This is a genomic window from Tautonia sp. JC769 (assembly GCF_040717455.1).
In the GTDB taxonomy this organism is placed as follows: domain Bacteria; phylum Planctomycetota; class Planctomycetia; order Isosphaerales; family Isosphaeraceae; genus Tautonia.
Map to the genome: position 1 here is coordinate 124155 of NZ_JBFEFH010000005.1, position 26013 is coordinate 150167.

A 26013-nucleotide genomic window follows, 5' to 3' on the forward strand; every position below is an offset into this window, starting at 1 on the left:
TTGGTGCGTGCCGAACCACGAGGCCCCGGGCCGGGATCGGGCAGCGCGAGATGTTCGGCGATCGATACCGGGCCGGGATGGCCGAAGTTTCAAGAAGCCCGGCGGGAATGGGCTCGGGGCGTCCTGGGATCGGGCGTCCCGGGGACGCACCCATAAACCTTGATCGATTGTTGACTCCGGGTTAGAATGCGGTCGTTCGCGTGGAGCATCACGTCACTTCGATGGGGTGTCGGTCGTCTTCCAATGGGGAGGCAAGGCGGGTCGTCTTCGTTCGAGTCCCAGGTCGTCCGTTCCGCGAACCCCAGGATGCGATGAAAGCCGAATTGATCCCGGAAAACGGCGAGCCCCCGATCCCGGTCACGCGGGACATCACGGTGGTCGGCCGTCGAGGTGGCTGCGACATCTGGATCGACCACCCGTCGATCTCGAAGCAGCATTGCGTGCTGGTGAGGACCTCGGGGCTGCTGATCCTGCGAGACCTGGCCTCGACCAACGGCACGAAGGTCAAGGGCCAGCGCGTGCGATGGGCGGCCCTGCTCCCGGGAGACAAGGTCAGCCTGGGGAGTTACAAGTTCCGCATTTACCTCGGCCCGGATGACGCCCCCAGCCCGTCGGAGCTCCGAGGCCGGGCGCCGGGACCGATGATGACCGGATTCGCCCCGCCCACCCCGCCGATTGCGCAGCCGGTCTCGGATCTACCGGCGTCCGAGGCCCGGGACGCCGCACGGGGGGATCAGGCCCGGGGCGATCACGCGAAGGGTCCGGGGGAAGACGACGGCCAGTGGGAGAAGCTCCCGACGCCCTCGGGGGGCAACGCGTTCTTCATCGAACTCGAATGAGCCGGACGGGCCCGGATGGGGCGGGATCGCCGGGCGATGGGGGAGGGATTGGGCGGGGTGGGATCGGGTCGGGCGGGCCCGCGGCCGAGACCGGGGGCCCGCCCGAACGTGATGTCTCTCTGGGGGGTTAACCACGAGGAGAGCGGCCGATGGGCGTGAGTCTCGGCGGGATCAAGGCCCCTCGGGCCGTGGCCGCCGCGACTCGCGCCGCAGCGGTGGGCCGTTGAGGCGGTCGATCCGGCGGGCCTCCTGGGGATCCAGGCGGCTGGCTTGCCGATTCTCGCGCTGGATGGCCTCGTACACCTCCTGACGGTGTACGGAGATCTCGATCGGGGCCGCGATCCCCAACCGGACCTTATCGCCCCGTATATCCACCACGGTGATGACGATGTCATCGCCGATGATGATGCTTTCGTCGCGGTGTCGGGACAGGACCAGCATGGACTAGGCTCCTTCCTCCTGCCAGCGACGGACGTGCCCATCCCTGGCCACGTCGTCCGTAGTGTCGGCAGACGTCAACGGGGCCGCCGGGCGGACCCGCCGCGGGCACGCCCGGAAGGCATGCCCCCTTTGCCAGTTGCCCGGCGGGTACCTCCGCGTCACGCAGTGGCGCGGAGTGCCGTGGGTCCGGGCAGCAGGGTCGGCGAATCTTCCGGCTCCCCCAGCGGGAACCGGACGGCGTAGCGGCTCGAGGTCAACACCAGTTGCCGGCCGAGCCGGCGGGCCAGGTTGAAGACCAGGGGGCCCTGGAGGTTGACGGTCAGCCCCTGTTCCCCGTGGTTGAGGATGACGTAGACGAGCGGTTCGCCCGCCTCGTCCAGCTCCAGGGCCGTGCGATCGCCGGGGCGAAGCTCGACCCGGTAATCGGCGACGGCCACCTGCGGCATCACCATCGCGAAGGCCAGGTCCGGGTCGGCGGTGGACTGGAGCCAGACCAGCCCATCCACCTCCGAATCGGGCCAGAGCACGAACTGCGTGGTGCCTCGGAACCCGACCAGGCCCTCGGGGATCTGAACGATATCCAGTTCCCGTGCCTGAATGGGGCCGAAGCGTGTCGTGACGATGTTCACTTCCTGTTTCCCTCCCTGGTCGGCCGGCCCGGCGACCCGGACCGATCCGATCCCGGCTCGCCCCCGATCGTTCCCTCCCGAGGTCCGATCCGCCGAGGCGGGCCGGTTCGGCCGGTGATCGCGGACGGCCACGACGCCTTGCCGCGGAGACGGGCCCGCACCTCGATCGGCTCCTGCCGAAGTCGGATGACGGGACTGACCGCGGGTGTTATCGACCCCGGAGGCTCGGGCGGCCCACCGCCGGGCCGGGGTTTTTCCGGGTCGTCGACCACCTGAGAAGGCCGCGACGATCGGCCCGGTCGTAACGGTCGGTCGAGCCACCCCGCGTCGGGTCGGCATCTTGCACCCAAGGAGGCGCCCGGGGCGGTCCGGTCGAGCCGGTCAGGGCGGTTCGATCGCGATCGAGACCCGGGGAGGCTCGGCAAAATCGCGCCAAACCCGATCATTGAGAGCCGCGTCGGGATGGCCGTCGTGAATCAGCACCCGGTAGCGGAAGACGGCGGGGGACTCGGAGCCGATCTCGACCGGCTCGTCGTGGCTGGGCACGAAGCAGAAGAACGGGATCCGGGTCGGGTGGATCCGGGCGGGGGTCGGATGGTGCAGGTTCGTCGGGTGGTCGAACATGGCGGCCCCGGCGTACCGGTCGGAGCCGTCGGAGACGGGGCCGGTCAGGTCGACCCATCGGGCCGGCTGCTGATCCCCGGCGACCCGGTCGAGCCCCTCGCTGGTCAGGACGTCGAGCGCCCCTTGAGGCAGGAACGAATCGGGGCCGCGGTAGGCCATGCCGCCGTAGCGGTAGGGGGGCAGGACCAGGGGCGTCTCGGTTGCCTGCTGGGTGCTCGTCAGGTCGAACAGCCGGTAGGGGGTGCCCGGGATGTCGAAGACCTCGACATCCCAGCGCTCGCGGAGCACGACGACCGGGTCGGCGTCGGGCCGGTTGGCTTCCCAGCGATGGAAGGCCGAGAACCGGGCGGAGACGGGGCCGGTCGACGCCGGGCCGAGCCGGTCGAAGTGGATCTTGCCCGAGCCGTTCTGGATGTTCCAGAAATCCGGTTCGAGGTCGCCGACCCTGGTCTTCGTGTAGGCCAGGAAGAAGCCTCGGTGATGGGGGTGCGACCCGGCCGAGTAGTCCCCCGTGACGATCGCTCCCGAGGGGGCGAAGGCGGGGTGGATGTACGCGGATCGAGGCTGGTTCGGGCTGGGATGATCGGGGTGGGTCACCGGTGCCGTGTTGTAGCGGAAGACCGGCTCGTCGCCCCGGGAAAGCTCCAAATGCCCTTCCGGGCTGGTCCCGAAGCTCCAGGGATCGGCCTCGATCGTCCGGCTCAGCGGTTCCAGCCGGAAGGTCCGTCGCGTGCCGGCCGGCAGTGGGCCGGGCAGGATCCAGAGGATCCGGACGCGATCGGGGTGCGGGTCGACCTGCGCGACCACGACCTGCCCCGGGTTGTCGAGGTCTCGGAGGCCGACAGGCCCCCCTCGCGCCGCGATCGTCGCGAGCCAATCGGGCCAATCCCGGCCCGGCTCGGCCGTTGGGATCGAGATTTGCACGGGAGTCTGGTCGCGATCGAATCGGCCCGCGTCGACGGTCAGTTCGAGGCGAGTCTCGGCAGCGTCTGCCCGGACCGCGCCCGACGGGCCCATCGCGAGCAGCGAGGCGGTCAGAAGGCCGCCGAAATGAGATCGCAGTCGTCCGAAGTCTTGCATGGCTGTCCCCGTTGCCGCGGTCGATCCGGAGAGGCGTCGGCCCCCGGCCTGTTGCCGAGCAGGCCGCTCTTGATGAGGATACGAAGGCGGAAGCGACGACGGGAGTGCCTTGCTCCTCGCAGTGCTCGCGGGACAGCACCGAATCACGAAAGGATAACGATGGCCCTCCTCCAAGGTTTGACGAAGAACCAGGCCGAACTCCGGCCCGATGCCTCCGACGAGGACCTGAGGCCGCTCGCCCTGTCGCTGGCCCCGGTCCACGCGGTGACCTGGGCCCAGCGGATCATCGCCGGATGGCCGCGCTGGAAGGTCGAGGCGGCCTACGAGGACCGCGCGATGATCCACGCGACGCACACGACCCGCATCTTGCGGTTCGTCGACGACGTCCATCTGGTCTTCGAGCCCGACTCCCGGGGCTCGCTGCTCGTGGCCAGGAGCCAGTCGAGGATCGGCAAGGGGGACCTGGGGCAGAACGCCCGGAACCTGCGGGCCCTGGTCCGGGGGCTGCAGAAGGAGGACCAGCGGCGACGCGCCCGGCTGGCCGAGGGGGCGGAGATTAACACCCCGTCGTGACGGGGAGGACGCCCGTTCCCCCCCTGCCCGGCAGCCCGGGTCAATTCAATTCGACTCAGTAGCGCTGGAAGCCGTAATCGGGATTCGTCGGGTCGAAGTCGATCGCCGAGAAGCTGGCGTCGAGATTGACGTCCTCGTAGTGGTAGCGTTCGGCGAGCTGCAGCTCGCCGTCGTCGCATCCCGGTTGCGGCCAGTCGTAGCTGACGATGTGGAGGGGGATGAGCAGTTCGGGGCAGTAGCGGATCTCGACGTAGGCGAACGGGCGGTCGTCGGCGTACGACGCATGCGAGTGCGTGGACGAGTACCAGAGCTTGCCGTCCTCGTCGACCTCCCGGTCGAGGATGGTCTCGGCCATCGGGTCGTTCAGGTCGAGTTTGCGATAGTGCAAGAGCTTGCGGGACAGGTGGGCCAGGCCGGCCTCGGTGATCGGGTGCCGGTTGTCCGCCAGGGCGATCGGCCCGTACGGATCGACCTTGAGCCGGGGGAAGAATCGGCGGGTCCAGTCGCCGTTGTGGGCGAGCAGGTGGTTCTCGAACCTCCCCTCGTGGTAGAGCGCCTCCTTGCCGGCCCTGGGGGCCTCGAAGCGCAGGTAGACGGCGAACGGGTCGTGCTGCACCTTGATCCGGAGCGACTGCTCGGGGCCGAGCTCCCCCTGGATGCGTTCCTGGCGCGTGAGATTGGCCGAGTAGCCCTCGACGCGATCGAGCCTGCGCACGGCCTGTTCCATGAATTCGAGCAGATACTGCTTGGCGTCCTGGCCTTCGAGGCGTTCTTCGGGCCACTCGGGCAGGTCAACGGCCTGCTCGGGCTCGTCCTCCGCGGGGATCTCGGCGCCGACGAGGGTCGGGTCTGTGCCCGACGGGGTCGACGGCCATCGGGCGCTGTCGGGCGGGAGCGATTCGAGCGGCGGGGTGAGCCACCAGCAGACCCCCGCCACGAGACCGATCGGGACAATGAATCCTGGAACCGCGACCCACCATCGGCGCGATGGAAGAGAGGCAGAGGCACGATTCGCGACCATGCGAAGCTCCTCGAAGCCGGTGCCGAGACCTTCGGCATCCTGAGAGGGGGTCAGATCCGGGGGGTCATGACGTCCTGTTCATCTCTTGGTCGTCAACGGCTTCATCATACGGTGAAGGCGAGCCGCAAGTCTCTGGACCATTGCGGAGAATTCTCGGGATCGCGCCGATCGTGCGGGGTCGGCCGGGGCAATCGCCCCTTGCGGGGGCGGGCGAATTGACCCGCCGCCCCCGGGACGGCTACCATGAGCGGGGCCATCATCGCCCCAGACGAGACGGCTCCCCCCTTCGCCCCGCTCGGCCTTCGTCCAGACCCGAGACCCGTTCCGCCGCCGGATGGTTGCATCATGACTCAGATCGAACAGGCGCGTCGAGGAATCATCAGCCCCGAGATGGAGTTCGTGGCCCGTCGCGAGGGGCTCGAACCCGAGCTGGTCCGCGCGGAGGTCGCCCGCGGCCGGATGGTGATCCCGGCGAATCGGGAGCACCTGAAACTCGGCCTGCAGCCGATGGGCATCGGCATCAAGGCCGCCTGCAAGATCAACGCGAACATCGGCAACTCGGCCGTGACCTCCGACGTCGAGAACGAGCTGGAGAAGCTGCGGACGTCGGTCGCGCTGGGGGCCGACACGGTCATGGACCTCTCGACCGGCGGCAAGATCGACGAGATCCGCCGGGCGATCATCGCCGCCAGCCCGGTGCCGATCGGCACCGTGCCGATCTACCAGGCGATCCAGCAGGTCAAGAAGCCCGAGGACATCACCGAGCAGGGCCTGCTCGACGTGGTCGAGCATCAGGCCAAGCAGGGCGTGGACTACATGACGATCCACGCCGGGATCCTCCGCGACTTCGTGCCGATGACGGCGCACCGGATCACGGGCATCGTCTCGCGGGGTGGTTCCTTGATGGCCCAGTGGATGATGGCCCACAACAAGGAAAACCCGTTCTACTCCCGGTTCGACGACCTCTGCGACATCATGCGGGAATACGACGTCACCTGGAGCCTCGGCGACAGCCTCCGCCCCGGCTGCCTGGCCGACGCCAGCGACCCGGCCCAGTTCGCCGAGCTGAAGACCCTGGGCGAGCTGACCCGGAGGGCCAAGGAGCGGGGCTGTCAGGTCATGGTCGAAGGGCCCGGCCACGTGCCGATGGACCAGATTGCCATGAACATGGAGAAGCAGGCCTACGAGTGCGACGAGGCACCGTTCTACGTGCTCGGCCCGCTCGTGACCGACATCGCCCCCGGATACGACCACATCACCTCGGCCATCGGCGCGGCGATGGCCGGCTGGTACGGGGCGAGCATGCTCTGCTACGTCACGCCGAAGGAGCACCTCGGCCTGCCCGAGGTGGAGGACGTGCGTCAGGGGGTGATCGCCTACAAGATCGCCGCGCACGCCGCCGACGTGGCCCGCCATCGCAAGGGGGCCCGCGACCGGGACGACGCCCTGAGCCGGGCGCGTTATTCCTTCGACTGGAACCGGCAGTTCGAACTGTCGCTCGACCCCGAGACCGCCCGCCGGATGCACGACGAGACACTCCCCCAGGAGGCGTTCAAGTCTGCGGCCTTCTGCTCGATGTGCGGGCCGAAGTTCTGCTCCATGCGGATCAGCGAGGACATCCGCCGGCACGCCCAGCAGGCCGCCGGCCTGATCGAGATCGCGTCGCCCGAGCCGGCCGGGGCCGCGCACTGACCGGCGGATCGCTTGAGCGGGTGACCTGGCCCTCTCCTCCTCCATCGATCGATTGGTCGATCGCCGGAGGAGAGGCGGTCCGCTTGCCCGTCCGCTCCCGGGACGACCGAGCGGGGGATCGCAACTCGCTCAACCGACCACGCACCGCGATCCGGGGTCGCGGATCAAGGCCGCGGAAGGCGTTTCACCGCACAGCACACCGTGACGGAGTTGACTCGTGTCGGACCATCGCAAGGTCCTCTCGGCAACCGGCCTGGCGATGATCGGGCTGGGCCTGGTGGCGTTCAGTCTCGGGATGGTCAGTTCGTGGATGAACGTCCAGCTCCCCATCCCCGCGTATGGGATGACGAGCGGAGCGGGCCTGGTCCTGGCCGGCTTCGGCTTGATGGTCGTCAATCGAGGTTGATCGACAGCCCCTCGGAGCGCCGGGATCGGCGAGAGGACCGGGTCGGATCGGGCAATTGGATGTGATCGGGGGAAGCGACCGCCGGGGGTGCGGGCCGGCCCCGGGTCCGGATGCGCCTCCTTGCGCAACCGACCCGAGCCGAACCCCTCGGTACGGTGTGCCCGGCCCCGGCCACGCCCGATCCATGAAACGAAGGAAAGGGGGGCAGGTCGGGGCGAGCGGGCATCGATCGCGTGCTCAGGCCGCCTTGACCTTCGTCGGCAGGATCCGACGGAAGCCCCGGTCGGAGGCCTGGATGAAGGCTTCGAGGAGTTGGGTGTCGAGCGAGATGTGGCCCTCGTTCTCGGGGTGCCACTGGACGCCGACGCACCACCACTCGTCCATGTCGTGGAATTCGTAGGCCTCGATCAGGCCATCGGGCGCGTGTGCCGCGGGCCGGAACATGGAGGCGAGCTTGCGGATGCCCTGGTGGTGGTAGCTGTTGACCCGGATTTCCCCCTCGCCGTAGATCTCTTCGAGCAGGGTCCCCGGCTCCATGACGACGATATGCCGGTGGGCGCCGCCGTGGGGGTCGCGGTGGGGGATGGCGCGAGGGAGGTCTTCGGGGACGTGGACATAAAGCCCCCCGCCGTGCTCGACGTTCATTTCCTGCATGCCGAGGCCGATGGCCAGGGTCGGCAGGTGTCGCTTGGCGGCGAGGCGGCAGAGCAGGCGGTCGGCGGCCTCTCGGCGCTCGGACATGACCTTGACCGACTGATGCGGGGCGACGTTCTGCTTGCGGGGGTCCATGTCGTCGCCGCCGGTGAGGACCAGGCCATCGAGCCGGTCGAGGAGCGGGGCGACCTCCGGTTCTCGGAACATCGGGGGGATCAAGACCGGGATCCCGCCCGCGGTCAGGATGGCGTCGTAGTAACCGGTCTGGACGATGGAGTGCGGCAACTGGCCACGGCCAGTGCCCTGGAGGTCCATGTTGATCCCAATCAGCGGCCGATCCTTCTCCTTCGTCATGGCATCCTTCCTTGATGACGGAGTGGTGTTGCCGGCACTCTGGGGCCGGGCCGCTCTCAAGCCCGGAGGCCCGAGGGTCGTCCCGACTGGCTGGCGATCGATCAGAACCTGCGTCCCCTGGCTTCTGGTTCGGGGGCAAGTTCTCGTGCGAGCCGTGCCGACGTTCGAGATACGCGAGAAAGCCGCAACGGGGGAAACGAGCCGGCCAGGTCTGGTTCCATCGGTCTCGACCGGCCCGATCGAGCGAGGGGGAGTCTATCGGCTCGAATGGGGGGATACCAACGCTTTTTCCTGCAGACGAGGGAGATTGCGCACCTGACCGCGATTCGGGAAGCACGGTGCGCGGTCTGGGCGTCTCCTCGACCGTGGCGACGTTCGCCCCCCGGCCGCATCGGGCCGTCGTGGGCATTCCGGATGGCATCGGGGCCGGGGCGCCCCGGGGCCTTCCCCGCGCCGGGCGGTCGAAACGAGAAGGACCCGGCGGCCTCGATCGCTCGCGATCGAGGCCGCCGGGTCCTGTGAGTGTCTCCCGGCGTCGCCGGGGCGGACGATCGAGCACGAAGGAGGCCCGGTCCCTCAGTCGGTCGGGGCCGCCGAGGCCTCCTCGGCCACGATCGCGGCGGCGGGAGAGGTGGGCGGGGCCTCGTCCGACGCCTGGAGGGGCAGGAAATCCCCCTTCAGCAACCGGATGATCACGTCGAGGTCTTCCCGGGTGAGCTGGCCGGCGAACCCGGGCATCTGCTCGTGATCGGCGAGATAGCCGTAGAGATCGCGGGCGCCCGGCTCCTCGATCATGCGGCGGGTCCAGGTGGTCGACCCCCACCCGTAGAGGTTCGGGGCATCGACCCCGGTCCCGTCGGCGCCGCCGAGCCCCCAGAAGTGGCAGTTCGCGCACTCGTTCATGTAGTGCTCGTAGCCGGGGTGCTGGTTCTCAGGGTCCTCGAACTGGAGCTCCCAGGCGGCGGCCGAGATCCCCTCGCGGTACGGGATGACGTACTCGACGAAGAAGTCGGCGACCTCGTCGAGCTGCTCGGGCGTCAGTTCCGAGCCGGCCTTCCATTCGGCCATGCCCGAGCATTGCGGGACCAGGCCGAAGTATTCCGGCGACGACGGGTCTTCCAGCAGGCCCCGGATCCAGTCCCTCGTGCCGAAGCCTTCGAGGTCGGAGGCCGACTGGATGGCCTCGGTCTGGACGACGACGTGGGCGCGGCCTTCGACCAGCTCGGCCTCGACCCGCTCCCCGACGGCGTTCCGCCCTCTGAGGATGACGGTGGCCTGGGTGGCATCGCGGGCGTCCCTCGAGATCTCCTCGGCCTCGAAGTCCTCGGGGAGGGCGAAGGCGAGGGACCGGAGGACGGTCTCGGAGAGCGGTTCGCCCAGCTCCAGCCCGGCGAGGCGATCCGGGTCGGCCGAGGCCAGATCTTCGGCCGTCGGCTGGGCGACCTGCAACTGGACGCGGACCTTGCCCGCGTAGGCGTGGCAGCTCAGGCAGTTGGCCTCCAGCAGGTCCATGCCCCGGGACAAGGGGTCGCGGGCCATCAGGTAGCCGGCCCCTTCCGGGGGCAGGCCTTGGGCCTTCGCGAGCTGGTCGGCCCGGTCGCGCTGCTCGTCGGCCTCCTGGCGGGCGAGGATGAAGGCCGCGTCGTTCCAGTCGGCGAGCAACGCCTTGGTCATCAGGTATCCTGCGCCGCCGAGCACGCCGAAGATCAGGGCACAGGCCCCGAAGTGGACCAGCCGCCTCGGGAACAGGCGGTCGAGGATCGGTAGCAGGAAGAGGATCGTCACGATGGTCCCGGGGATGACCATCGTGCCGATGATCTCGGTGTCGCTCTCGAACTCGTTGAGCAGTTGATAGAGCGCGAGGAAGTACCACTCGGGACGGGCCGGGTAGTCGGTCCCGGTCGGGTCGGCCGGGGCTTCCAGCCCGGCCCCCCCCTCGAAGATCACGACCCCGAGCAGGATGGCGAGCACGAGGCCGATCGCCGCCAGGTTGTAGAATGCCTGGGCGGGCCAGTAGGTCTCGGTCCGCTCGGGCCGATCCTTGCCGTTCAGGCCGTGACGGCGGGCCAACGCCCAGTGGCCGAGCAGGCAGAGGATGATGACCAGTGGTAGGACACCGACGTGCAGGCCGTAGAGTCGGGTGAGGGTCTGGTTGCCGTACTCGATCCCGCCGACGAGGACCTGCTGCGCGATCGGCCCGATGACCGGGGTCGTCCCGGCGATGTTCGTGGCCACCCGGGTCGCCCAGTAGCCTTTCTGGTCCCAGGGCAGGAGGTAGCCGGTCAGGGCCAGGCCGAGGACGGCGAACATCATCACCAGGCCGAGCCACCAGTTGAACTCCCGGGGGGCCCGGTAGGAGGCCATCACGATCGTCTGCACCAGGTGCAGGGCCAGCAGGATGACCACCGCCGAGGAGCCGAAGTGGTGCAGGCCCCGGATGACCCAGCCGAGCATCATCTCGCGCTCGATGAACCAGACGCTCCCCCAGGCGTGGGAGGAGGACGGCACGTACGAGGTCATCAGGAGCAAGCCGGTGACGAGCTGGATGAGGAAGGCTCCGGCCAGGGCCGAGCCGAAGACGTGTCGCAGCCCGGCACCGCCCCGGACCGGCTCCGCGGAAAGGCCGGTCACTCGGGAGACGAGGCTCGTCCGGGCGTCGACCCACTCTGAGAACTGGGTTCGGTTACGCAAGGGGGATCTTCTCCTCGGTCCCGGTTCGGAAGCGGTGGAACTTGACCCGGATCTCGGCATCGGGATTGGTCGGGTCGATCGGCTCGACCTCCAGGGTGTCCATCCCCCGGGGGGAGATGCGGTTGACCCTCGAACCGTTGAGTTCGAAGAAGCTGGCGTGGCACGGGCAGAGGAACCCCTTGCCGTCGCCCGAGACCTTGATCTTGCAGGCCAGGTGCGGACACTCGGCCGACAGCGCGATTACCGGCTCGGGGGCGTCCGGAGGCTGGCGGACCAGCCAGACGGTCCCGACCGGGGTGGCCGGATAGCTGACCCAGGCGTCGCGCTGTTCCTCGATGATCGAGAAGGAACGGGGTTGCCCCTCGACCAGGTCACCCAGCCTCGCCAGGGTGCGGAAGTCGGAGTCATCCGTTCGGCGTTTCAGGAGGGGCGAGAGCAAGTAGGCCACGCCCGGGACGGCCAGGACCAGGCCGATCAGGGCGCCCATGGCGGCGGCCCCAAACTGGAACCATTGACGACGATTCATCGGTTCGCGGTCTCTCCGGTCGAGCGGGGAGGGACAAAGGCGGGGGGGATCGCATGGGGCGGTCGGGACCAAGTCGGGCCGGCATCGACGCCGGAATGGGGCGGGTGGCCGCGGTCTGGCTCGATTGGGAGGGCGAGCGCTGCGGCCGGGTGGGGTTCGAGGCGCGGCGGGTTGTCGTGACGCCTCCCCACGCGAAACTTCGATCTGATTCTTATGGTAACGGCCCCTCACGGGCCGACGCCAGGGGTTAGTTCAACCGTTGTCCCGGCCGCCGGTCTGTCGAGGCGGGTCAGGATCGGACCTCAAGCCCCATCAAGGGCCGCAAGGCGCGGAGCACCCGCTCCCGGGAGTCGGACAGGGGGTCGGGCATCAGGACACCGGCGGCGGCGCGGTGTCCCCCGCCCCCGAACCGGCCGGCCAGCTCGGCCACGTCGATGTCGCTCCGGGATCGCAGGCTCACCTTCACCCCGCCCCGGAGTTGTTCAATCAGGAGCATGGCCACCTGGACGCCGTTGATGGCCGCGAGCTGGTCGATCACGTCCTCGGTGTCCGACGGGATGGCGCCGGTCTTGGCCAGGTCATCCTTGGTCACGCTCGCATACGCGACCCTTCCGTCGAGCGCCAGGGTCAGCCCCGAGAGGACCCGGCCGACCAGCCGCATCCGGGCGGCCGTGTTGCGTTCGAACAGGGAGCGGTACAGCTCGTGGATGGGGGCGCCGGCCTCGGCCAATTCGGCGGCGTCCCGCATGGTCTCGGGCCTGACATTCGAGTGGCGGAACCAGCCGGTGTCCATCGCGATGGCGGTGAGCAGGCCGTTGGCCATCGTCGGCGAGGGAGTGCCCCCGAACGCCCGGATGGCCCGGAGCACCAGCGTCCCGGTCGATTCGGCGGTCACGTCCTTGAGGATCAAGGCGCCGAGGTCGTCCTCGCTGAGGTGGTGGTCGATCACCACCTTCGGCCCGACAAACTCACGGACGAACTCGGCCATCTCGCCGAGCTGCGACCAGCTGGAGAGGTCGAGGATGATGAGGACCTCGCGGTCGGCCAGCGATTCCGGCCGGACCTCGGCGAAGCGTTCGAAGAACCGGGGGCGGGGCGAGAGGAACTCGTAGCGGGGGGGGAGCGGGCTGGCGTTGACCACCCGGACGTCCTTCCCCCGCTGCTCCAGGAGCCCGGCCAGGCCGACCTCGGAGCCGAGCGCGTCGCCGTCGGGCCGGACGTGGGTGGTGAGCAGGAACCGCTGGTGCGAGTCGATCAGGGTTGCCAGGGGAGACCAGTCCAGTTCCATCTCAAGAAGCTCCGAGCAGGCCGCGGTCAAATCGGCATTGTAGGACGACCCGGCTCGTTCCCGCAATGAGCGACGATCCGAGACAGCCCGACCGAGCCCGGGGTCATGTCGTGTATTCGTCGACCCGGAACCGGTGCAGATTGTCGCGGACCCAGGCGATCGTCTCGTCCAGCCCGGCGTCGAGCGAGTACTCGGGCTCCCATCCCCAGAGTTCCTGAGCCAGGGCCGTCCCGGCCAGGAGGCGGAGCACCTCGCTGCCTGGAGGCCGGACGCGCTGAGGGTCCGTTTCGACCTGGAGCGTTCTGCCGAGCCGCTGCCCGATGCGATCGACCAGCTCCCCGATCGAGACGTCGTCGCCGCGGCCGATGTTGACCACCTGGCCGATCGCCCGGTCGCACGAGGCGATGGAGACGAAGCCGGCGGCGGTGTCCTTCACATACGTCAGGTCGCGTCTCGGGTCGAGGCTGCCGAGCCGGATCGACGGCCGGGTCAACGCCTGGCTGATGATCGTCGGGATGATCGCCCGGGCCGATTGCCGGGGGCCGAAGGTGTTGAACGGCCGGAGGATCGCCACCGGCAGCTCGAACGACCGGTGGTAGCTCAGGCCCAGCGAATCGGAGCCGACCTTGCTGGCCGCGTACGGGGATTGCGGCTGCAAGGGGTGGGATTCGTCGATCGGCACCCGCTGGGCCGTGCCGTAGACCTCGGAGGTGGAGGTCAACACCACGCGGTCGAGCGCCTCGCTGTCCCGGCAGGCGTCGAGCACGTGGGCCGTCCCCGTCACGTTCGACTGCACCACGTCGAGCGGATTCTCATAGGAGTAGGGGATCGCAATCGAGGCGCCGAGGTGGAAGACCCACGACTGCCCCTTGACGGCGCGGCGGATCGCCTCCGGATCTTTCAGGTCGCCGCGACGCACCTCGACGGAAGCCTTGACCTCATCGGGCAATGCGTCGAGATGGCCGCGATCGTCCCGGCCGTTGTAGCGGACGAAGGCCCGAACGGTATGCCCGCCCTGCACGAGCCGTTCGACGAGGTGGCTGCCGATGAATCCGCCGGCACCGGTGACGAGGACCGTCCTTCCCATCCCTAGGCACTCCCCTCCCCCGAGCCGGCCGGGGCGCATCCTCGCGGGGTCGTTGGTCGTCTTTGATCCTGGTATTGGCCTTGATCAGCGGGATCATCCTACGGCGGATCGCCGAATCGGCCAACGCGAATCCGATTCTCGACCCAATCGGCAAAAATTCGCTGGAGCCCCGGCCCGGGGCCTGCCGATACTCCCGATGCGATGCCGAGACGCTCTGCTCTCGGGCGGAGCGGCACAATCGAGGGCATCGTCACGATTGACGGCCTAAACCGTGACAGGGAGATTCCTGCATGGCCTTCCGCTTCCTCCTGGTGGGTGCTGTGGCTGCTCTTGGGTTCGATTTGCCGCAAGGCATCGACGTAGAGGCCTTGGCCCAGTCGGGACGAGCTTGGTGGCACGCGAGAGCCGCGGAGTTCGAGGCACGGCACGGGATCGCGTTGGCCGGGCTTGAGGATTCCTCCTCGACCAGCCCGACCGCCGACGACGAGCCCGAAGTCGTTGTCCCGGATGCCGATGCGGCCTTCGCCACGGTGATCGAGGATGTTGTGTCGGCCTTCGCGGCCGATGGGCAATCGGAAGGACGAACAGAGTCGGAGGCGTCGTCGCGACTCGTCGCGGGTGTTGACGATGCCGCCTACGGGCCCGAGTTCGCCGATGCCCTGAACCGCTGGGCCGATGGGCTGTCCGAGCCGGAGGATCCGGCGACACTCGTCGTCGAGGCGAGTGAGTCTGCCTTCGCTTTTGGGGACGATCCGATGACCGCGTCGATTTCCGGCAACGCCGGATCGGCGTTCGCGTCGTCGAGCGACGAGGGGCCGATCGGTTCCGACCCGATCGTCGAGACGGCTTCGGCCGATCGAGGCGGTCAGGACCCGGGGACGGTCGAATCCGAGCCGAACGGCGAGCCGCGACTGGTCAAGGCGGTCCAGTTGACCGGCCAGGCGCTCCACGCCTGGCTCGCGTTGATCCAGACCGCCAGCCCCGCGGCGGTGCCGGCCTCCTGACCGAGTTCAGGAGGCCTCATCCGCGATCGCGACGGATCCGGCACGCTGTTGAGCCCGCCGGAGTCGGATTGCTCCCCATCGACCGAAGAAACGGCCAGGGCGACCTCGCGTCGCCCTGGCCGTTTCTGCATGCTGTGCTTCAGGTGTGACGATTGGAGCGTAATGACACGACGAGCATGGCCCTCCTCGTGTGCTGGAGATCAGGGACGCTCCGGAGGAGCCGCGATGCCGGGCTCGGCCGGGCCTGATCCGGATTTCTCGTAACCGAGCGAACGCGCCACGCCGAGGACATCGCCGAACGAGGGGAACGTCTTGCCGCTTCGCACCTTGAACTGCTGCATCGCGTTCATGAATTCCAACTCTTCGGGAGTATACTGTTTCTCGAAGGTTGTCGGATCAATTCGCCTCCTCCGCTCCTTCCGAGCGGGCCGGGTTGGTTCCGGGACCTCGCGACGTTCGTGAAAGCAGCTGTCGGGCGGATAATTCTCGAAATCGAATTCCGAGCCTCCTCCCGGCGTCGATCGATTGTCGGCCATCGGCCGCGACCCTCCCCTTCGTTCGGACGGACACCGCCGAATCCGGTCGAGCCGCGGGCGCGTCGGCGGGGAAAATCGCCCCATCGCGGCCCTCACGGCTTGCCTCATTCCCCTTCGGAGGTGATTCCTTGGTGTTTTGTCCTCTGAGGGAGATCTAGGTCGACCGGGTTCTCCTGTCAAACCGACACGACTGACCCCGAATCCGGATTGATGAGCTGAAGCAACACGCGAGGTCCCGAGCCGTGTGGCATAATGGTCAACAGACGAGCGGCGACCCCCGACGGAGCGTGGCGCGACGGCGGTGCGAGTCGGGCCGGGGTCGCCCTTTCGCTCGATCCTGCCGAGACGGCCGCCCGGGTCCTCACATCCCCGGCGTCATTCGGACCTCGGTGATCCCGAACGCTCAGGATGTTCCCATCGCGCCCCAACCGGTCCCGACCATACCGGCATCTCAAGCACCGGAGAATTTAAGACTCATGTCCCGAACCGCGCGATCGTGGAAAGGGGCCGGGCCCGCGACCCTGCTCGGCTGCCTGCTGACCGGCTCGATGGCCCTGGGCGGAACCTCGCCCGAGGGCCTCTCCCGGCAATTGATCGACCTGGGTCACCAGGCGGAGGCCCAGGGCCAGCTCGACCAGGCCGACCGCTTCTTCCGCAAGGCCCTGGAGCTGGACCCGTCCAGCACCCAGGCCAACGAGGGCGTCCGCCAGGTGGCGCTTCGTCTCCAGGACGAAGGCCTGCCGCAACTCGGCCCCGACTCGGGGGCCAGCATCGAGCGCGCCCGGGAGCTCCAGCAGGTCCTCGTCGATCAGCTCAACGCCGACATCCGGGGTCGCATCAATCGGGCCCGGGCCCTGCTCCGCCAGAACCAACCCGAGGCCGCGGAGTCGACCCTCCGCCTGGCCCTGACCGCCCTGGAGACGGCCGATCAGGTCCCCGATGCGGTCATCGACCAGTTGCGCCGCGAACTGCGGATCGAGCTGCTCCAGACGATCCGACGTTCCGAAGAACTCGCCCAGCGGCAGGCCGAGCTGATCCGCCTGGAATCGGCCGCCCAGCGCGAGATGGACGCCATCTCGGCCCTCCTGCGCACCGAGGCGACCGTCCGGGAGCTGATGATCCAGTTCAACACCCTGATGAACGAGGGGGTCTTCGCCGTCCTCGACAACCGGGGGACCGGCAACATCGTCGAGAACTCGCAGCCGTTCTTCGACGCCCGCCTGCTCGCGCAGTCGGCCAACGCCCTGCTCCCCCGGGAGACGGCGCCCCGGGCCGGCATGTTCGTCTCGACGTCGCTCGGGTTCCTCTCGCAGACTCGCGCCTACGAGGAGCTGAAGGAATTCCGCTACATGGCGACGATGCTCGACGTCGACCGGGCCTCGGTCCCCTTCCCCGACCTGATCACCATCGAGTACCCGCCGGCCGACGTCTTCCGCGAGATCTCGGAGAAGCGGATCGCCCGCTATGAGGTCGCCGACCTGGCCGAGCGCTCGGAGCTGACCCTCGAAATCCAGAACCGGCTGGAACAGCCGATCTCGATGCCGTTCGACACGGACACCCCGCTGTCCGACGCCCTGGAGTACATCCGCCAGGCGACCGCCGACGAGAAGCTGATCAACGGCATCCCGATCTACGTCGACGAGATCGGCCTCCAGGAAGCCGAGCAGAGCCTCCAGTCTCCCATCAAGATGAACCTGGACGGCATCCCGCTCAAGACGACCCTCCGGCTGATGCTCGACCAGCTCGACCTGTCCTACACCGTCTACGACGACCTCCTGGAGATCACCGCGAAGGGCTCCGAGCGTCGCGGCACCCTGATCCGCGTCTACCCGGTGGCCGACCTGGCGATCATCCCCCTCTCGCTCATGATGGGCGGCGGCGGTGGTGGCATGGGTATGGGCGGCGGCATGGGTGGTATGGGTATGGGCGGCATGGGCGGCGGCATGGGCGGTATGGGTATGGGCGGTATGGGCGGCGGCATGGGCGGTATGGGTGGCGGCATGGGCGGCATGATGGGCGGTGGCATGATGTCCATCCCCGTCGCCCCCGAGCCGACGGAACCCGCTGTTGATGCTGCCCAGGAAAAAAAAAGCAACTGAACCCGCTGACGTCTGAGACGGGCTTTCCTGGCCCCTCTCAGACTGCCCAGCTTGAGACCTTTTCCGCAGGCCGAGCCGCCCCTGGTCGTCACGACCGGGGCGGTCTCGGCCTTGTTCATGTGGCGATGGTCCAGGAGCCCATCTCTCCGGGACGACGGCCGGGGGCCGAAGGGCCGAAAATCTCGTCTCGGTCGGAGAAGGCGGCCGAGAAGGAGGCCCCGCTGGTCCGCCGCCGCCCGACGGACCAGGAGCTTGCGACCTGGTCGGCCCACTTCAAGGGTCGAGAGACCTCCGCGCGGGATCTGCTCGAGACGGTCGTGCGACTGAAGGGCAAGGGGCAGATGGCGGAAGTCGAGGCGGCCCTGAGGGGCTACCTCGATCGGCCGGATGTGCCGAAGGAAGCCTGGATGTACCAGATGCTCGCCGTGATCTTCGACTACAATCAGGCCGAGCCCGCATTCGTGCAGCAGGCCCTCGGCTACGCCGCGATGGTCGCGGACCGGCCCGGGGAGGAAGGGACGCCCGAGAGCCTCCTGACGATCGTCGACCTGATGGCCGCCCGGGAGGTCTTCGAGATCGAGGTGCCGCTCGGCGAGGGCCGGAGCCGGACGATCCGGGTCGCCGACCTGCTCGATCACGCGGCCGATCGCCTGCCCGGCCGGGCCGACCCCTGGGTCAAATCGCTCGACCTGGCCGAGCGGCAGCTCGACGCCGACCGCATGGCCCGGGCCGTCGAAGGCCTGATGGCACTGGGCTGGCCCGGTGTCGATGACGCCTGGCGCAACGAGTGCCGGCTGCGGACCCTGGCCCTGGCCAAGCGGCTCCGGGAGGCCGGCCGAGCTTCGGAGGCCGACTCCCTCATCGCTCGGCTCGAAGCCGCCGAGCCGCGCGACCTCTATGCCCGACTGACCTGGAACGGCTTCGGCGACCTCGACCTGCTCGTCGAGGAACCGCTGGGGGCGACGGCCCGCCTCTCGACGCCCCGCACCGTCTTCGGCGGCGCCCTGATCAAGAACGGCCGAGGGTCTGACGCCGAGGAGGTTTACGTCTGCCCCAGGGGATTCGACGGCACCTACCGCTTCCGGATCGAGGAGATCGTCAGCGACCCGGACGAGCCGATCACCGCGGCCACGCTCGAGGTCATCACCCATGAAGGCGGGGCCGAGGAGCGGGTCCAGACCTTCGCCATCGACCCTCGGGCTCCGAAGCCCGTGGAGGTGACGCTCGAAGGAGGGCGACGGACCGAGGTCCTGCCCTACGTCGTGCCCAAGATGATGGTCATCGAAGACCCGGAAGACCCGCTCTTGCCCTCGGACAGCACCCCGGAAAATCCCAATCCGGAACCTTCCGAGCCCAACTGAGGCCCCGGACCTCTCCAGAGGACGGCCCAGACGAGGCGGGCGTTCGACGGCGTCCGCTCGATCACCCAAGCAAGGCCCTTGGATCGGGTGGAAGGCCTCGCTATAGTTGAGACGCTGCAACGAGCCTCGGGAACGTGCCGGTTTTCACGAGTGCTCATTCGACGTCGCCCGAGGATCGGGCCCTGTCGCGATCGACCAGGATGATCGACCCTCGAGTCGGAAGGATTCCCAACGATGCGACGCGCCGACGACATTCGACCGACCCGGATGGCTGGCCGAGTGGCCATCCCCGCCGTGCTGGTCGGGTTGTCGGTCCTGCTCGTTTGCCCGGGCCTGCGGGCGCAGGATGCCCCCGATCGGGTCGCCCCGGCGACCGGACTGCGCGTCGCGGCGGCCAGGGCCTTGGCCGGCGTCGTGGCCGTGAGTGCCCGCAATCCGGCTGGTCTCGTCGTCCCCGAGGGGGTGTTGCCGGCGGTCCCGGGCGGTTCCGGGGTCGTGATCGACGGCGATCGCGGCCTGATCCTGACGGCCAATTCCGTCGTCCAGCAGGCGATCGACCTTGCGGGAGGCCCCCTGCGGGTGACCCTGCCGGACGGCCGATCGCGGCCGGTGCTCGACTTCCGGCAGGACCCGGCGAGTGACCTCGCGCTGCTCGCGATCGACCCGACAGGCCTCGACCTCCGAGCCCTGGATTGGGGAGATTCCGACGCGATGGCACCGGGTGACCTGGTCCTGAGCGTCAGTCACCCCTGGGGATTCTCAGGATCGGTCAGCCTGGGGGTCGTCAGCGGGGTGCAACGATCGCCCGCGTCGACCGGCCTCCGCGACCTGATCCAGACCGACGCGCTGATCGCCCCCGGGAGCGCCGGCGGCGCCCTGGTCGACCCGGAGGGGCGGTTGGTGGGGATCCTGCTGGTGGTCCCCGGCCTTTCGGATCGGCCCGATCGCCTCGGCTTCGCCGTGCCGGGCCACCGCGCCCGTCGGATCGCCCAGGAGCTGGCCGACCGGGGAGAGGTGCGTCGGATGGTGCTCGGGGTGCAGGTCTCCGGGCTCGACCCGGATCGGGCGGCCCTGCTCGAAGCCGGAGGCGCGGTGCGCGTTGATCGGGTGATCGGTGACGGGCCGGCGGATCGGGCCGGCCTGGTGCCGGGCGACCTGATCCTCGGGGTCGATGGGCGTCGCGTCGCAGCCCCTTCGGATCTCATCTCTGCGGTCGAGTTCGCCGCGGCCGATCGACCGATGAGCCTGGAGGTCCTCCGAGACGGCCAGGCCATTTCGATGAACGTCCGACCGGAACCGCTCCCCGATCCCCTCGGTCCGCGACCCGGTCCGCTCGTCGGGACGGGGCCCCCGCCCGATGACCGGAATCCGACGCCCGATGAAGACCCGGGGCCCGTCGTCCGGCTCCCGGAACCGGCGACCGCTCGCGATCCGACCCGATTCCCCGGCCTCGGCCTCCGACTGGGCGAGCCTTCCTCGGCCTTGATCGAGCGGTTCGAGTTGGAGCCGACCGTCCCGGGGGTGATCATCGTGGGGGTCACCCCCGGTGGCCCGGCCGACCTGGGTGGCCTGGAGCCGGGGATGGTCATCACCGACGTGCTCGACCGGCGCGTCCGATCGCTGGCCGATTTCCGGCAATCGGTCGCCGTCGTCCCCCCGGGCCGCGACCTGATCCTCCGGATTCAGCACCGGGGCCGATCGGAGTTCCGGGTCATTCTCCGCGATCTCAATTCGGGACCGAACGACGAGGGGGCGTTCGCTCCCTCGCCCGACTGATCGGAGCGTCGGCAACCCCTGCTCACGCGATTATCCGGCCTTTTTTTTCGAGAATCTCGGAGATTCCCGGCAAGACGCGAACTTGCCTCGCCACGCTCGACACCAGTTGCTCGCTGCTCTTCCAGGCGATCGGACTCGGGAAAGGCCGGATCTGCATCGGTCCACCCGGCAAGGAGTGCCCCCGCATGAAAAGCCGTATCCTGGTCGTGGATGACGAGGAATCGACCCGAGAGTACCTGAGCCTCCTGCTGACGATGGACGGTCACGAGGTCGAGGCCGTCCCGGGGGCCGCCGAGGCGCTCGAAATCGCCCGATCGCGGCCGATCCACCTGCTCATCACCGACCTCTACATGCCCGAGACGGGGGGGATGGACCTGCTCTCTCGGGTCCGGTCCGAGCATTTGCCGTTCGGGGTCATCGTGGTGACAGCGTACGGCGACCCCCAGATTGCCCTGGCGGCCATGAAGGCCGGGGCCGACGACTTCGTCACCAAGCCGTTCGAGCCGGACCGATTGCGGCTTCTGGTCAACCGGACCCTGGAACGCCGCCAGCTGTGCGACGAGCTGGAGCACCTCCGCCAGCAGATGCGCGAGGACTACAGCTTCCTCAACATGGTCTCGAAGAACGACCGGATGCGCCAGGTCTTCGACCTCATCGAGCAGGTCGGCCCCCTCGGTTCGACGGTCCTGATCCATGGCGAGACCGGCACCGGGAAGGAACTGGTCGCGCAGGCGATCCACGCCGCCAGCGGTCGTCGCGACCGGAAGTGGGTCCCGGTCAACTGCGCGGCCCTGAGCGACTCGCTCCTCGAGAGCGAGCTGTTCGGGCACGAGCGAGGCGCCTTCACCGGGGCCGATCGGCGTCGGGTCGGGCGTTTCGAGGCGGCGGACGGCGGCACCCTCTTCCTGGACGAGATCGGGGATGTCAGCCCCGCCATGCAGGCAAAGCTCCTGCGGGTGCTCCAGACCGGGAACTTCGAGCGGGTCGGCGGGACCGAGACGCTGAAGGTCGACGTCCGGATCGTCGCCGCGAGCAACAAGCGGCTCGATGAGTTGGTGCGCCAGGGGGTCTTCCGCTCCGACCTCTATTACCGGCTCCGCGTCGTCCCGATCGACCTGCCCCCGCTTCGCGATCGTCGCGAGGACATCCCGCTCCTGGCCATGCACTTCCTCAACAAGCTGGCCGCCCGGAGCACCCCCCCGGTCACCGAGATCGACCCCGAGGCGATGCACGCGCTGTACAGCTACAACTGGCCCGGCAATATCCGGGAGCTGGAGAACGCCATCAAGGCCGCCGTGGCCCTGGCCGACGGGACGATGATCCACCGATCCAACCTGCCCCCCTCCATCGTCCCCCGGGCCGACCGCCCGGCATCGACCCTGCAATCCTCGGCCGAGACGCTGCTGGACCTCGACCGCCCCTTGCCCGAATTGACCGAGACGATCATCTCTCGGGTGGAGCGGGACTACTTCGCCGAGCTCCTCGCCCTGTACAAGGGGAACGTCGCCCGGTGCGCGCGTCACAGCGGGCTCTCCCGCCGCTGCGTCACCCAGAAGCTCGCCAAGTACGGGCTCGATCGGACGCAATTCAAGGACAATGCGTCGACGGCGATCCTCGATGATTGACCCGCCCCGCGGCGGGGCCGGAGCCGTCGGGCCGAGGATCGCCGGCCTCCCGGGCACGCCCTCAGGGCAAGGGGATGTCGGTGAACTCGAATTCGAGCGGGACCTCCAGCACGGCCCCCGGGGTCTCGTAGACGAGCTGGTAGTCTGAAGGCTTCCCCGGGGCGTCCACGAAGAGATACTGGAACGCCATCGAATTGGTGGCCGCGCCGATCTGGTTGAATCCTCCGTTCTGGTCGAATCGCGAACCGTCGGGCCGCTGGAGCCAGATGCGATTATTGAACAGGCCCTGACGATAGGTCTCGAACGCCTCGGATTGCCCCTCGTAGGTCACGCGGACGTCGACCTTCCAGACGAACCCGTCGACCTCGACGCGGCCCACGGAGACCGTGACATCCCCTCGTTCCTGCGACGGATTCGGGGTCCCCAGGTCGAGCCGGAAGACCTCGTTCCCGGAGGGGACGGTCAGGGTCGCGCGGACCTTCAGGCGGTCGAGCTGCCGGGCCTCGCGATCGGGCGAGACCATGTTCAGGTTCAATTCCGCCGTGGGATTCTCGGGGCGGAGCACCACGGTCCCCGACTCGCCGGAAACGCTCGGCTGGACGGCCTGCCCGCGATCGTCCGCGATCTCGACGTTCGACACGTCGAGATTCATCAGCATCGGCCGCAATCGGGGCTCCCACACGACCATCAACTGAGCATTCGTCGATCGCGATCCGGTGGTCAGGTCGTGCTGGGCGGCGACTTGATTCAACGAGACGCGGAACGGCCCGGTGTAGATCGCCGGCGCCGAGCCGGCCCCTTCGCCCTGGCCCTCCACCATCGCCCCTCGGGTGAGCAGGCCAATGGTCCCGTCCCCGGTGTAGAAGATCGGTTCGAGCCCGGCCTGCTCGGCGATCAGGTCGAACGCCTCCAGGAACGGCCGGTCCTCGATCTGGAGATCCAGCCCCGGGTTTGTTGCATCCTGACCGTACAGTTCCCGGAGGTCGGAGATCCGGTTGCCCGACTGACGCTGCAGCTCCCGAAGCGCCTCGGACAGCCGGATGCCGTCCCCCTGGATCGTGATCCGGGTGGCCTCGGCGGGATTCTCGGCGCCCGCCTCGCTCAGGGTGGCCCGGATGCGCGTGACCCGGTCGCGGAGATCGCCCTCCTCGATCTCGCTCGGGTCGGGGAGCAGGGGCAGGATCCGGGCGCCGAGCTTCGTCAACGCCTGCTCGGCCTCGTCCCGCGTCTCGGGACCGTCTCCCCCCAGCCGCTCGACGAGCTGCGCGACCCGGTCGCGGAGCGCCGCGCTGACCTCCTGGGCCGCTCCCTGCGTGGCAAGGGCGCCCAGCATGACCAAGGAGAACGCCACTGGGCCGATTCGGGTCGTCATCGTCGCCTCCTGATCGCGTCCAACGTGTGGCAATCGGATGCACGCCTCCCCCGAGAGATCGCTCGCGGGGCGGCCGAACCCTGATCAGTCCGAATCATATCGGTTTCCGCGGGCGGTCGCCAGGGCTGGCAATCGGGACGAGGAGACGGGGCAACCCGAGCACGCTGAGCCCTCGACCGCGTGCCTCCGGTCAATCGAATCGTCCGCCGCGGGCGGGCACTCGCCGGTCGCTCCGCATCAGTCGCCGGACGAACCACCCTGCCACCGGCCCGCAGAGTGCGCCCACCACCGAGCCGACCGCGGCGCCGGCCATGCTCGCCGTGGCGACGTGACCCGTGCTCGGGTCGTCGAAACGCTCGACGACAGCCCAGCCGACCAGGACGGACGAGGGGATCAGCGCGAGCATCCCCGAGCGGAAGGCGTCCAGGCCGCTGCGTTCCGGATCGCGTTGCAGGAGCGCCATCGAGGCGAGCATCGTCAGCCCGATCGGGAGAATGCCGAGCGGCCAGTACGATCCCCAGCCGGCGGTTCGGACGTGATCCGCGACCACGACCCCGGTGAGGACCCAGGAGAGCAAGGCCCCTCGGGCGAGCGTTTCGGGGCGATCGCGGAGCAATCGGCCCAGGAGATCCGGCGGCGGGGTGGGCGTGCGTCCTGTCGTGCGCCTGCTCATCGCCCGTCGACCGAGGCGGCCGACTCGACCCGGCTCCGCTCGATCAGATCGAACCGGCTGCCCGCCTCGAGTGTTTCGGCCGGCAGCGGCCCGTCGGCACCGACGGCCCGGGACCGCAACAGGACATGCACCGCCCCTCGACCGACCACCTCGCCGACGCTCCCCTCGACCACGAACGCGGTGCCTTCGTCGACCCCGATCCCGAGGACCTGGGGGAAGCGTTCCACGACCGCCGCGAGATCCCCGAAGCGGTCGCGCTGGGTGAAGTGTTGGTCGATCGCCACGCCCGGAAGGAACGCGAACCCCCGCTCGTAGCCTTCGGCCATCATGTCCCAGTTGCCCAGCGGGTTGCCCCGCACGAGATAATCGCCCTGAATCGTGGCCCCGGCCGAGCTGCCGCCGATCACCCCTCCTCGGCGGAGCACCTCCCGGAACAAGGGGACGATCGCGGTCCCCTCGTAGCAGTCGACGAACCGCCATTGCCGACCGCCGCCGAACCAGATCCCCGTGGCCTCTCGGAGCATGGCGAGTTGCTCGGGGGTTTCGATCTCCTCGGGGTGGCGGCCGTACAGGACACCGACCGATCGCACGCCGCGATCCTCGAACATCTTCACCCCGGGCACGAAGCGGGGGATCGGGGGAATCCTGCCTTCCCCGGCGGTCGGGACCACCACGATCCGGGCCTCCGGCCCCCCCGCCAGGGCCACGAACCGATCGAGGACCTCCCCCGGCATCGCACCGCCCCCGACGATCACCAGCGCCCCGGAATCGACCCGGGGCGGCTCCATCACCTCGGGCGGGAAGTCGGCGAGCAAGCGATCGCGGACCGCCCGACGCAGGGCGGTCAGGTCGGCCACGTCGCCCGATTCCACGGAGAATTCCCGCTCAGGGCGCGACGACGAGGCGGGCATCATGATCGTCACGCGAGACGACCCGACCACCCCCATCCGGCGTCCGACCACGACGAGGGCCGTCCCCTCGTCGATCCCGACCCCGAACCGTTCCGGGTGAGCCTTGAGGACCCCTCGGAGCCTCGCGCGGCGATTGCGGGCGAGGAAGTGCTGATCGACGACCGCATCGGGGAGCAGGTCGAACCCTTCGCCCACCGTCGCCTCGGGGTTGCCCCCCGTGATCATCACGCGGGACATGATGGCCGCGCCGGCCGAGGTGCCGCCGATCACCCCCCCTCGCTCCCGAACGGCCATGACCTCCCGCTCGACGGCCGTCCCCCGATAGGCGTTCGCCAGTCGCGATTGATCGCCTCCGCCGAACCAGACGGCCGAGGCCTCCTTCAGCGGAGCGACGAAGTCGGGGTCATCCGCCCGGTCGCGATCACGGGTGTGGAGGAGCGTGACATGATCGAACCCGCGTTGCTTCCAGCGTTCGATGGCGTCCTCTTCCGGGCGGTCATCGGCGGTCGCGCTGGCCGTGGGGATGACCACGAGCCGGGCGTCGTCCCCGGCCAGCTCGCGGAAGGTATCGGTGATTTCCCCGGGGATGCGACCGCCGCCGACGATCAGCAGCGCACCGCCGAGCCCTTCGGGGTTGATCCTGGCCACCGTTGCCAGGTCGTTCGCCTCGACCAGGCCCGTCGAGGCGGCCGGAGGGACCAGGAGGAGCACAATCGCGGAGGCAACTGATGATCGGGTCACGTTGGGTCTC

General features: G+C 68.8%; 22 protein-coding genes. 9 read left to right on the forward strand and 13 right to left on the reverse strand.

Features of this window, described 5'->3' with window-relative positions:
- Positions 1-311 precede the first annotated feature (311 nt).
- Positions 312-839: an FHA domain-containing protein gene (locus AB1L88_RS07255; protein ID WP_367095980.1), complete on the forward strand. Its 528-nt coding sequence runs from the start codon at positions 312-314 to the stop codon at positions 837-839.
- A 171-nt stretch (positions 840-1010) separates the two neighbouring features.
- On the opposite strand, the gene csrA is transcribed toward AB1L88_RS07255, so the two are convergent.
- From csrA to AB1L88_RS07270, 3 genes are all read right to left on the reverse strand, one after another.
- Complete coding sequence (gene csrA, locus AB1L88_RS07260) at positions 1011-1280, reverse strand: carbon storage regulator CsrA (RefSeq protein ID WP_152049847.1); 270 nt, start codon at positions 1278-1280, stop codon at positions 1011-1013.
- A gap of 158 nt (positions 1281-1438) precedes the next feature.
- Entirely contained in the window at positions 1439-1909 is a 471-nt protein-coding gene (fliW, locus tag AB1L88_RS07265; RefSeq protein WP_367095981.1) for a flagellar assembly protein FliW, read from the reverse strand.
- A gap of 381 nt (positions 1910-2290) precedes the next feature.
- Entirely contained in the window at positions 2291-3613 is a 1323-nt protein-coding gene (locus tag AB1L88_RS07270) for a PmoA family protein (RefSeq protein WP_367095982.1), read from the reverse strand.
- Between the two features lie 159 nt (positions 3614-3772).
- Here AB1L88_RS07270 and AB1L88_RS07275 point away from each other — a divergent pair, with 159 nt between their 5' ends.
- Positions 3773-4186: a DUF1499 domain-containing protein gene (locus AB1L88_RS07275; RefSeq protein ID WP_367095983.1), complete on the forward strand. Its 414-nt coding sequence runs from the start codon at positions 3773-3775 to the stop codon at positions 4184-4186.
- A gap of 55 nt (positions 4187-4241) precedes the next feature.
- Here AB1L88_RS07275 and AB1L88_RS07280 read toward each other — a convergent pair whose 3' ends face one another.
- Positions 4242-5123 carry a DUF1571 domain-containing protein gene (locus tag AB1L88_RS07280; protein ID WP_367095984.1) on the reverse strand — a complete coding sequence of 294 codons (882 nt, stop codon included), beginning with the start codon at positions 5121-5123 and terminating at the stop codon, positions 4242-4244.
- A 429-nt stretch (positions 5124-5552) separates the two neighbouring features.
- On the opposite strand from AB1L88_RS07280, the gene thiC reads away from it, so the two are divergent.
- Both thiC and AB1L88_RS07290 read left to right on the forward strand, forming a co-directional pair.
- On the forward strand, positions 5553-6899 hold the full coding sequence (thiC, locus tag AB1L88_RS07285) for a phosphomethylpyrimidine synthase ThiC (RefSeq protein WP_367095985.1): 1347 nt from the start codon (positions 5553-5555) through the stop codon (positions 6897-6899).
- Positions 6900-7116: 217 nt separating this feature from the next.
- Positions 7117-7305 carry a hypothetical protein gene (locus AB1L88_RS07290; RefSeq protein ID WP_367095986.1) on the forward strand — a complete coding sequence of 63 codons (189 nt, stop codon included), beginning with the start codon at positions 7117-7119 and terminating at the stop codon, positions 7303-7305.
- 237 nt (positions 7306-7542) lie between these two features.
- Here the strand turns inward: AB1L88_RS07290 and AB1L88_RS07295 are convergent, their stop codons facing one another.
- The 5 genes from AB1L88_RS07295 to AB1L88_RS07315 all read right to left on the reverse strand — a co-directional run bounded on the left by AB1L88_RS07295 (position 7543) and on the right by AB1L88_RS07315 (position 13905).
- Positions 7543-8313 carry a gamma-glutamyl-gamma-aminobutyrate hydrolase family protein gene (locus AB1L88_RS07295; protein ID WP_367095987.1) on the reverse strand — a complete coding sequence of 257 codons (771 nt, stop codon included), beginning with the start codon at positions 8311-8313 and terminating at the stop codon, positions 7543-7545.
- A 576-nt stretch (positions 8314-8889) separates the two neighbouring features.
- Positions 8890-11004: a cytochrome b N-terminal domain-containing protein gene (locus tag AB1L88_RS07300; protein WP_367095988.1), complete on the reverse strand. Its 2115-nt coding sequence runs from the start codon at positions 11002-11004 to the stop codon at positions 8890-8892.
- The gene (locus AB1L88_RS07305) at positions 10997-11530 is read right to left on the reverse strand and encodes a Rieske 2Fe-2S domain-containing protein (RefSeq protein ID WP_367095989.1); all 534 of its coding nucleotides are present in this window, start codon (positions 11528-11530) and stop codon (positions 10997-10999) included. The genes AB1L88_RS07300 and AB1L88_RS07305 overlap by 8 nt, the downstream gene beginning before the upstream one ends.
- A 289-nt stretch (positions 11531-11819) precedes the next feature.
- The gene (locus AB1L88_RS07310; RefSeq protein ID WP_367095990.1) at positions 11820-12818 is read right to left on the reverse strand and encodes a bifunctional oligoribonuclease/PAP phosphatase NrnA; all 999 of its coding nucleotides are present in this window, start codon (positions 12816-12818) and stop codon (positions 11820-11822) included.
- A gap of 103 nt (positions 12819-12921) precedes the next feature.
- Positions 12922-13905, reverse strand: a complete 984-nt coding sequence (locus tag AB1L88_RS07315) for a GDP-mannose 4,6-dehydratase (protein WP_367095991.1) — start codon at positions 13903-13905, stop codon at positions 12922-12924.
- Positions 13906-14195: 290 nt separating this feature from the next.
- Between AB1L88_RS07315 and AB1L88_RS07320 the strand changes: the two genes are divergently transcribed.
- On the forward strand, positions 14196-14909 hold the full coding sequence (locus AB1L88_RS07320; RefSeq protein WP_367095992.1) for a hypothetical protein: 714 nt from the start codon (positions 14196-14198) through the stop codon (positions 14907-14909).
- Positions 14910-15109: 200 nt separating this feature from the next.
- Here AB1L88_RS07320 and AB1L88_RS07325 read toward each other — a convergent pair whose 3' ends face one another.
- A complete protein-coding gene (locus AB1L88_RS07325; protein WP_367095993.1) occupies positions 15110-15259 on the reverse strand; it encodes a hypothetical protein in 150 nt (49 codons plus the stop codon).
- A 662-nt stretch (positions 15260-15921) separates the two neighbouring features.
- Between AB1L88_RS07325 and AB1L88_RS07330 the strand changes: the two genes are divergently transcribed.
- The 4 genes from AB1L88_RS07330 to AB1L88_RS07345 all read left to right on the forward strand — a co-directional run bounded on the left by AB1L88_RS07330 (position 15922) and on the right by AB1L88_RS07345 (position 22306).
- Positions 15922-17544, forward strand: coding sequence for a hypothetical protein (locus AB1L88_RS07330; protein ID WP_367095994.1), 1623 nt, complete (start codon positions 15922-15924; stop codon positions 17542-17544).
- 125 nt (positions 17545-17669) lie between these two features.
- Complete coding sequence (locus tag AB1L88_RS07335) at positions 17670-18905, forward strand: hypothetical protein (RefSeq protein WP_367095995.1); 1236 nt, start codon at positions 17670-17672, stop codon at positions 18903-18905.
- 234 nt (positions 18906-19139) lie between these two features.
- Positions 19140-20681: a trypsin-like peptidase domain-containing protein gene (locus AB1L88_RS07340; RefSeq protein WP_367095996.1), complete on the forward strand. Its 1542-nt coding sequence runs from the start codon at positions 19140-19142 to the stop codon at positions 20679-20681.
- A 185-nt stretch (positions 20682-20866) separates the two neighbouring features.
- The gene (locus AB1L88_RS07345) at positions 20867-22306 is read left to right on the forward strand and encodes a sigma-54 dependent transcriptional regulator (protein WP_367095997.1); all 1440 of its coding nucleotides are present in this window, start codon (positions 20867-20869) and stop codon (positions 22304-22306) included.
- A gap of 61 nt (positions 22307-22367) precedes the next feature.
- Here the strand turns inward: AB1L88_RS07345 and AB1L88_RS07350 are convergent, their stop codons facing one another.
- From AB1L88_RS07350 to AB1L88_RS07360, 3 genes are all read right to left on the reverse strand, one after another.
- Positions 22368-23678 carry a hypothetical protein gene (locus AB1L88_RS07350; protein ID WP_367095998.1) on the reverse strand — a complete coding sequence of 437 codons (1311 nt, stop codon included), beginning with the start codon at positions 23676-23678 and terminating at the stop codon, positions 22368-22370.
- 190 nt (positions 23679-23868) lie between these two features.
- A complete protein-coding gene (locus AB1L88_RS07355) occupies positions 23869-24351 on the reverse strand; it encodes a hypothetical protein (RefSeq protein WP_367095999.1) in 483 nt (160 codons plus the stop codon).
- The gene (locus tag AB1L88_RS07360) at positions 24348-26003 is read right to left on the reverse strand and encodes a cyanophycinase (protein ID WP_367096000.1); all 1656 of its coding nucleotides are present in this window, start codon (positions 26001-26003) and stop codon (positions 24348-24350) included. Before AB1L88_RS07360 ends, AB1L88_RS07355 begins: the two co-directional genes overlap by 4 nt.
- Positions 26004-26013: the final 10 nt, after the last annotated feature.

Excerpts from the sequence above, each read along its gene's own strand:
- AB1L88_RS07255 (WP_367095980.1), top strand. The coding sequence starts at position 312 with ATGAAAGCCGAATTGATCCCGGAAAACGGCGAGCCCCCGATCCCGGTC.
- csrA (WP_152049847.1), bottom strand. The coding sequence starts at position 1,280 with ATGCTGGTCCTGTCCCGACACCGCGACGAAAGCATCATCATCGGCGAT.
- AB1L88_RS07270 (WP_367095982.1), bottom strand. The coding sequence starts at position 3,613 with ATGCAAGACTTCGGACGACTGCGATCTCATTTCGGCGGCCTTCTGACC.
- AB1L88_RS07275 (WP_367095983.1), top strand. The coding sequence starts at position 3,773 with ATGGCCCTCCTCCAAGGTTTGACGAAGAACCAGGCCGAACTCCGGCCC.
- thiC (WP_367095985.1), top strand. The coding sequence starts at position 5,553 with ATGACTCAGATCGAACAGGCGCGTCGAGGAATCATCAGCCCCGAGATG.
- AB1L88_RS07295 (WP_367095987.1), bottom strand. The coding sequence starts at position 8,313 with ATGACGAAGGAGAAGGATCGGCCGCTGATTGGGATCAACATGGACCTC.
- AB1L88_RS07305 (WP_367095989.1), bottom strand. The coding sequence starts at position 11,530 with ATGAATCGTCGTCAATGGTTCCAGTTTGGGGCCGCCGCCATGGGCGCC.
- AB1L88_RS07310 (WP_367095990.1), bottom strand. The coding sequence starts at position 12,818 with ATGGAACTGGACTGGTCTCCCCTGGCAACCCTGATCGACTCGCACCAG.
- AB1L88_RS07315 (WP_367095991.1), bottom strand. The coding sequence starts at position 13,905 with ATGGGAAGGACGGTCCTCGTCACCGGTGCCGGCGGATTCATCGGCAGC.
- AB1L88_RS07320 (WP_367095992.1), top strand. The coding sequence starts at position 14,196 with ATGGCCTTCCGCTTCCTCCTGGTGGGTGCTGTGGCTGCTCTTGGGTTC.
- AB1L88_RS07325 (WP_367095993.1), bottom strand. The coding sequence starts at position 15,259 with ATGAACGCGATGCAGCAGTTCAAGGTGCGAAGCGGCAAGACGTTCCCC.
- AB1L88_RS07330 (WP_367095994.1), top strand. The coding sequence starts at position 15,922 with ATGTCCCGAACCGCGCGATCGTGGAAAGGGGCCGGGCCCGCGACCCTG.
- AB1L88_RS07335 (WP_367095995.1), top strand. The coding sequence starts at position 17,670 with ATGGTCCAGGAGCCCATCTCTCCGGGACGACGGCCGGGGGCCGAAGGG.
- AB1L88_RS07340 (WP_367095996.1), top strand. The coding sequence starts at position 19,140 with ATGCGACGCGCCGACGACATTCGACCGACCCGGATGGCTGGCCGAGTG.
- AB1L88_RS07345 (WP_367095997.1), top strand. The coding sequence starts at position 20,867 with ATGAAAAGCCGTATCCTGGTCGTGGATGACGAGGAATCGACCCGAGAG.
- AB1L88_RS07350 (WP_367095998.1), bottom strand. The coding sequence starts at position 23,678 with ATGACGACCCGAATCGGCCCAGTGGCGTTCTCCTTGGTCATGCTGGGC.
- AB1L88_RS07355 (WP_367095999.1), bottom strand. The coding sequence starts at position 24,351 with ATGAGCAGGCGCACGACAGGACGCACGCCCACCCCGCCGCCGGATCTC.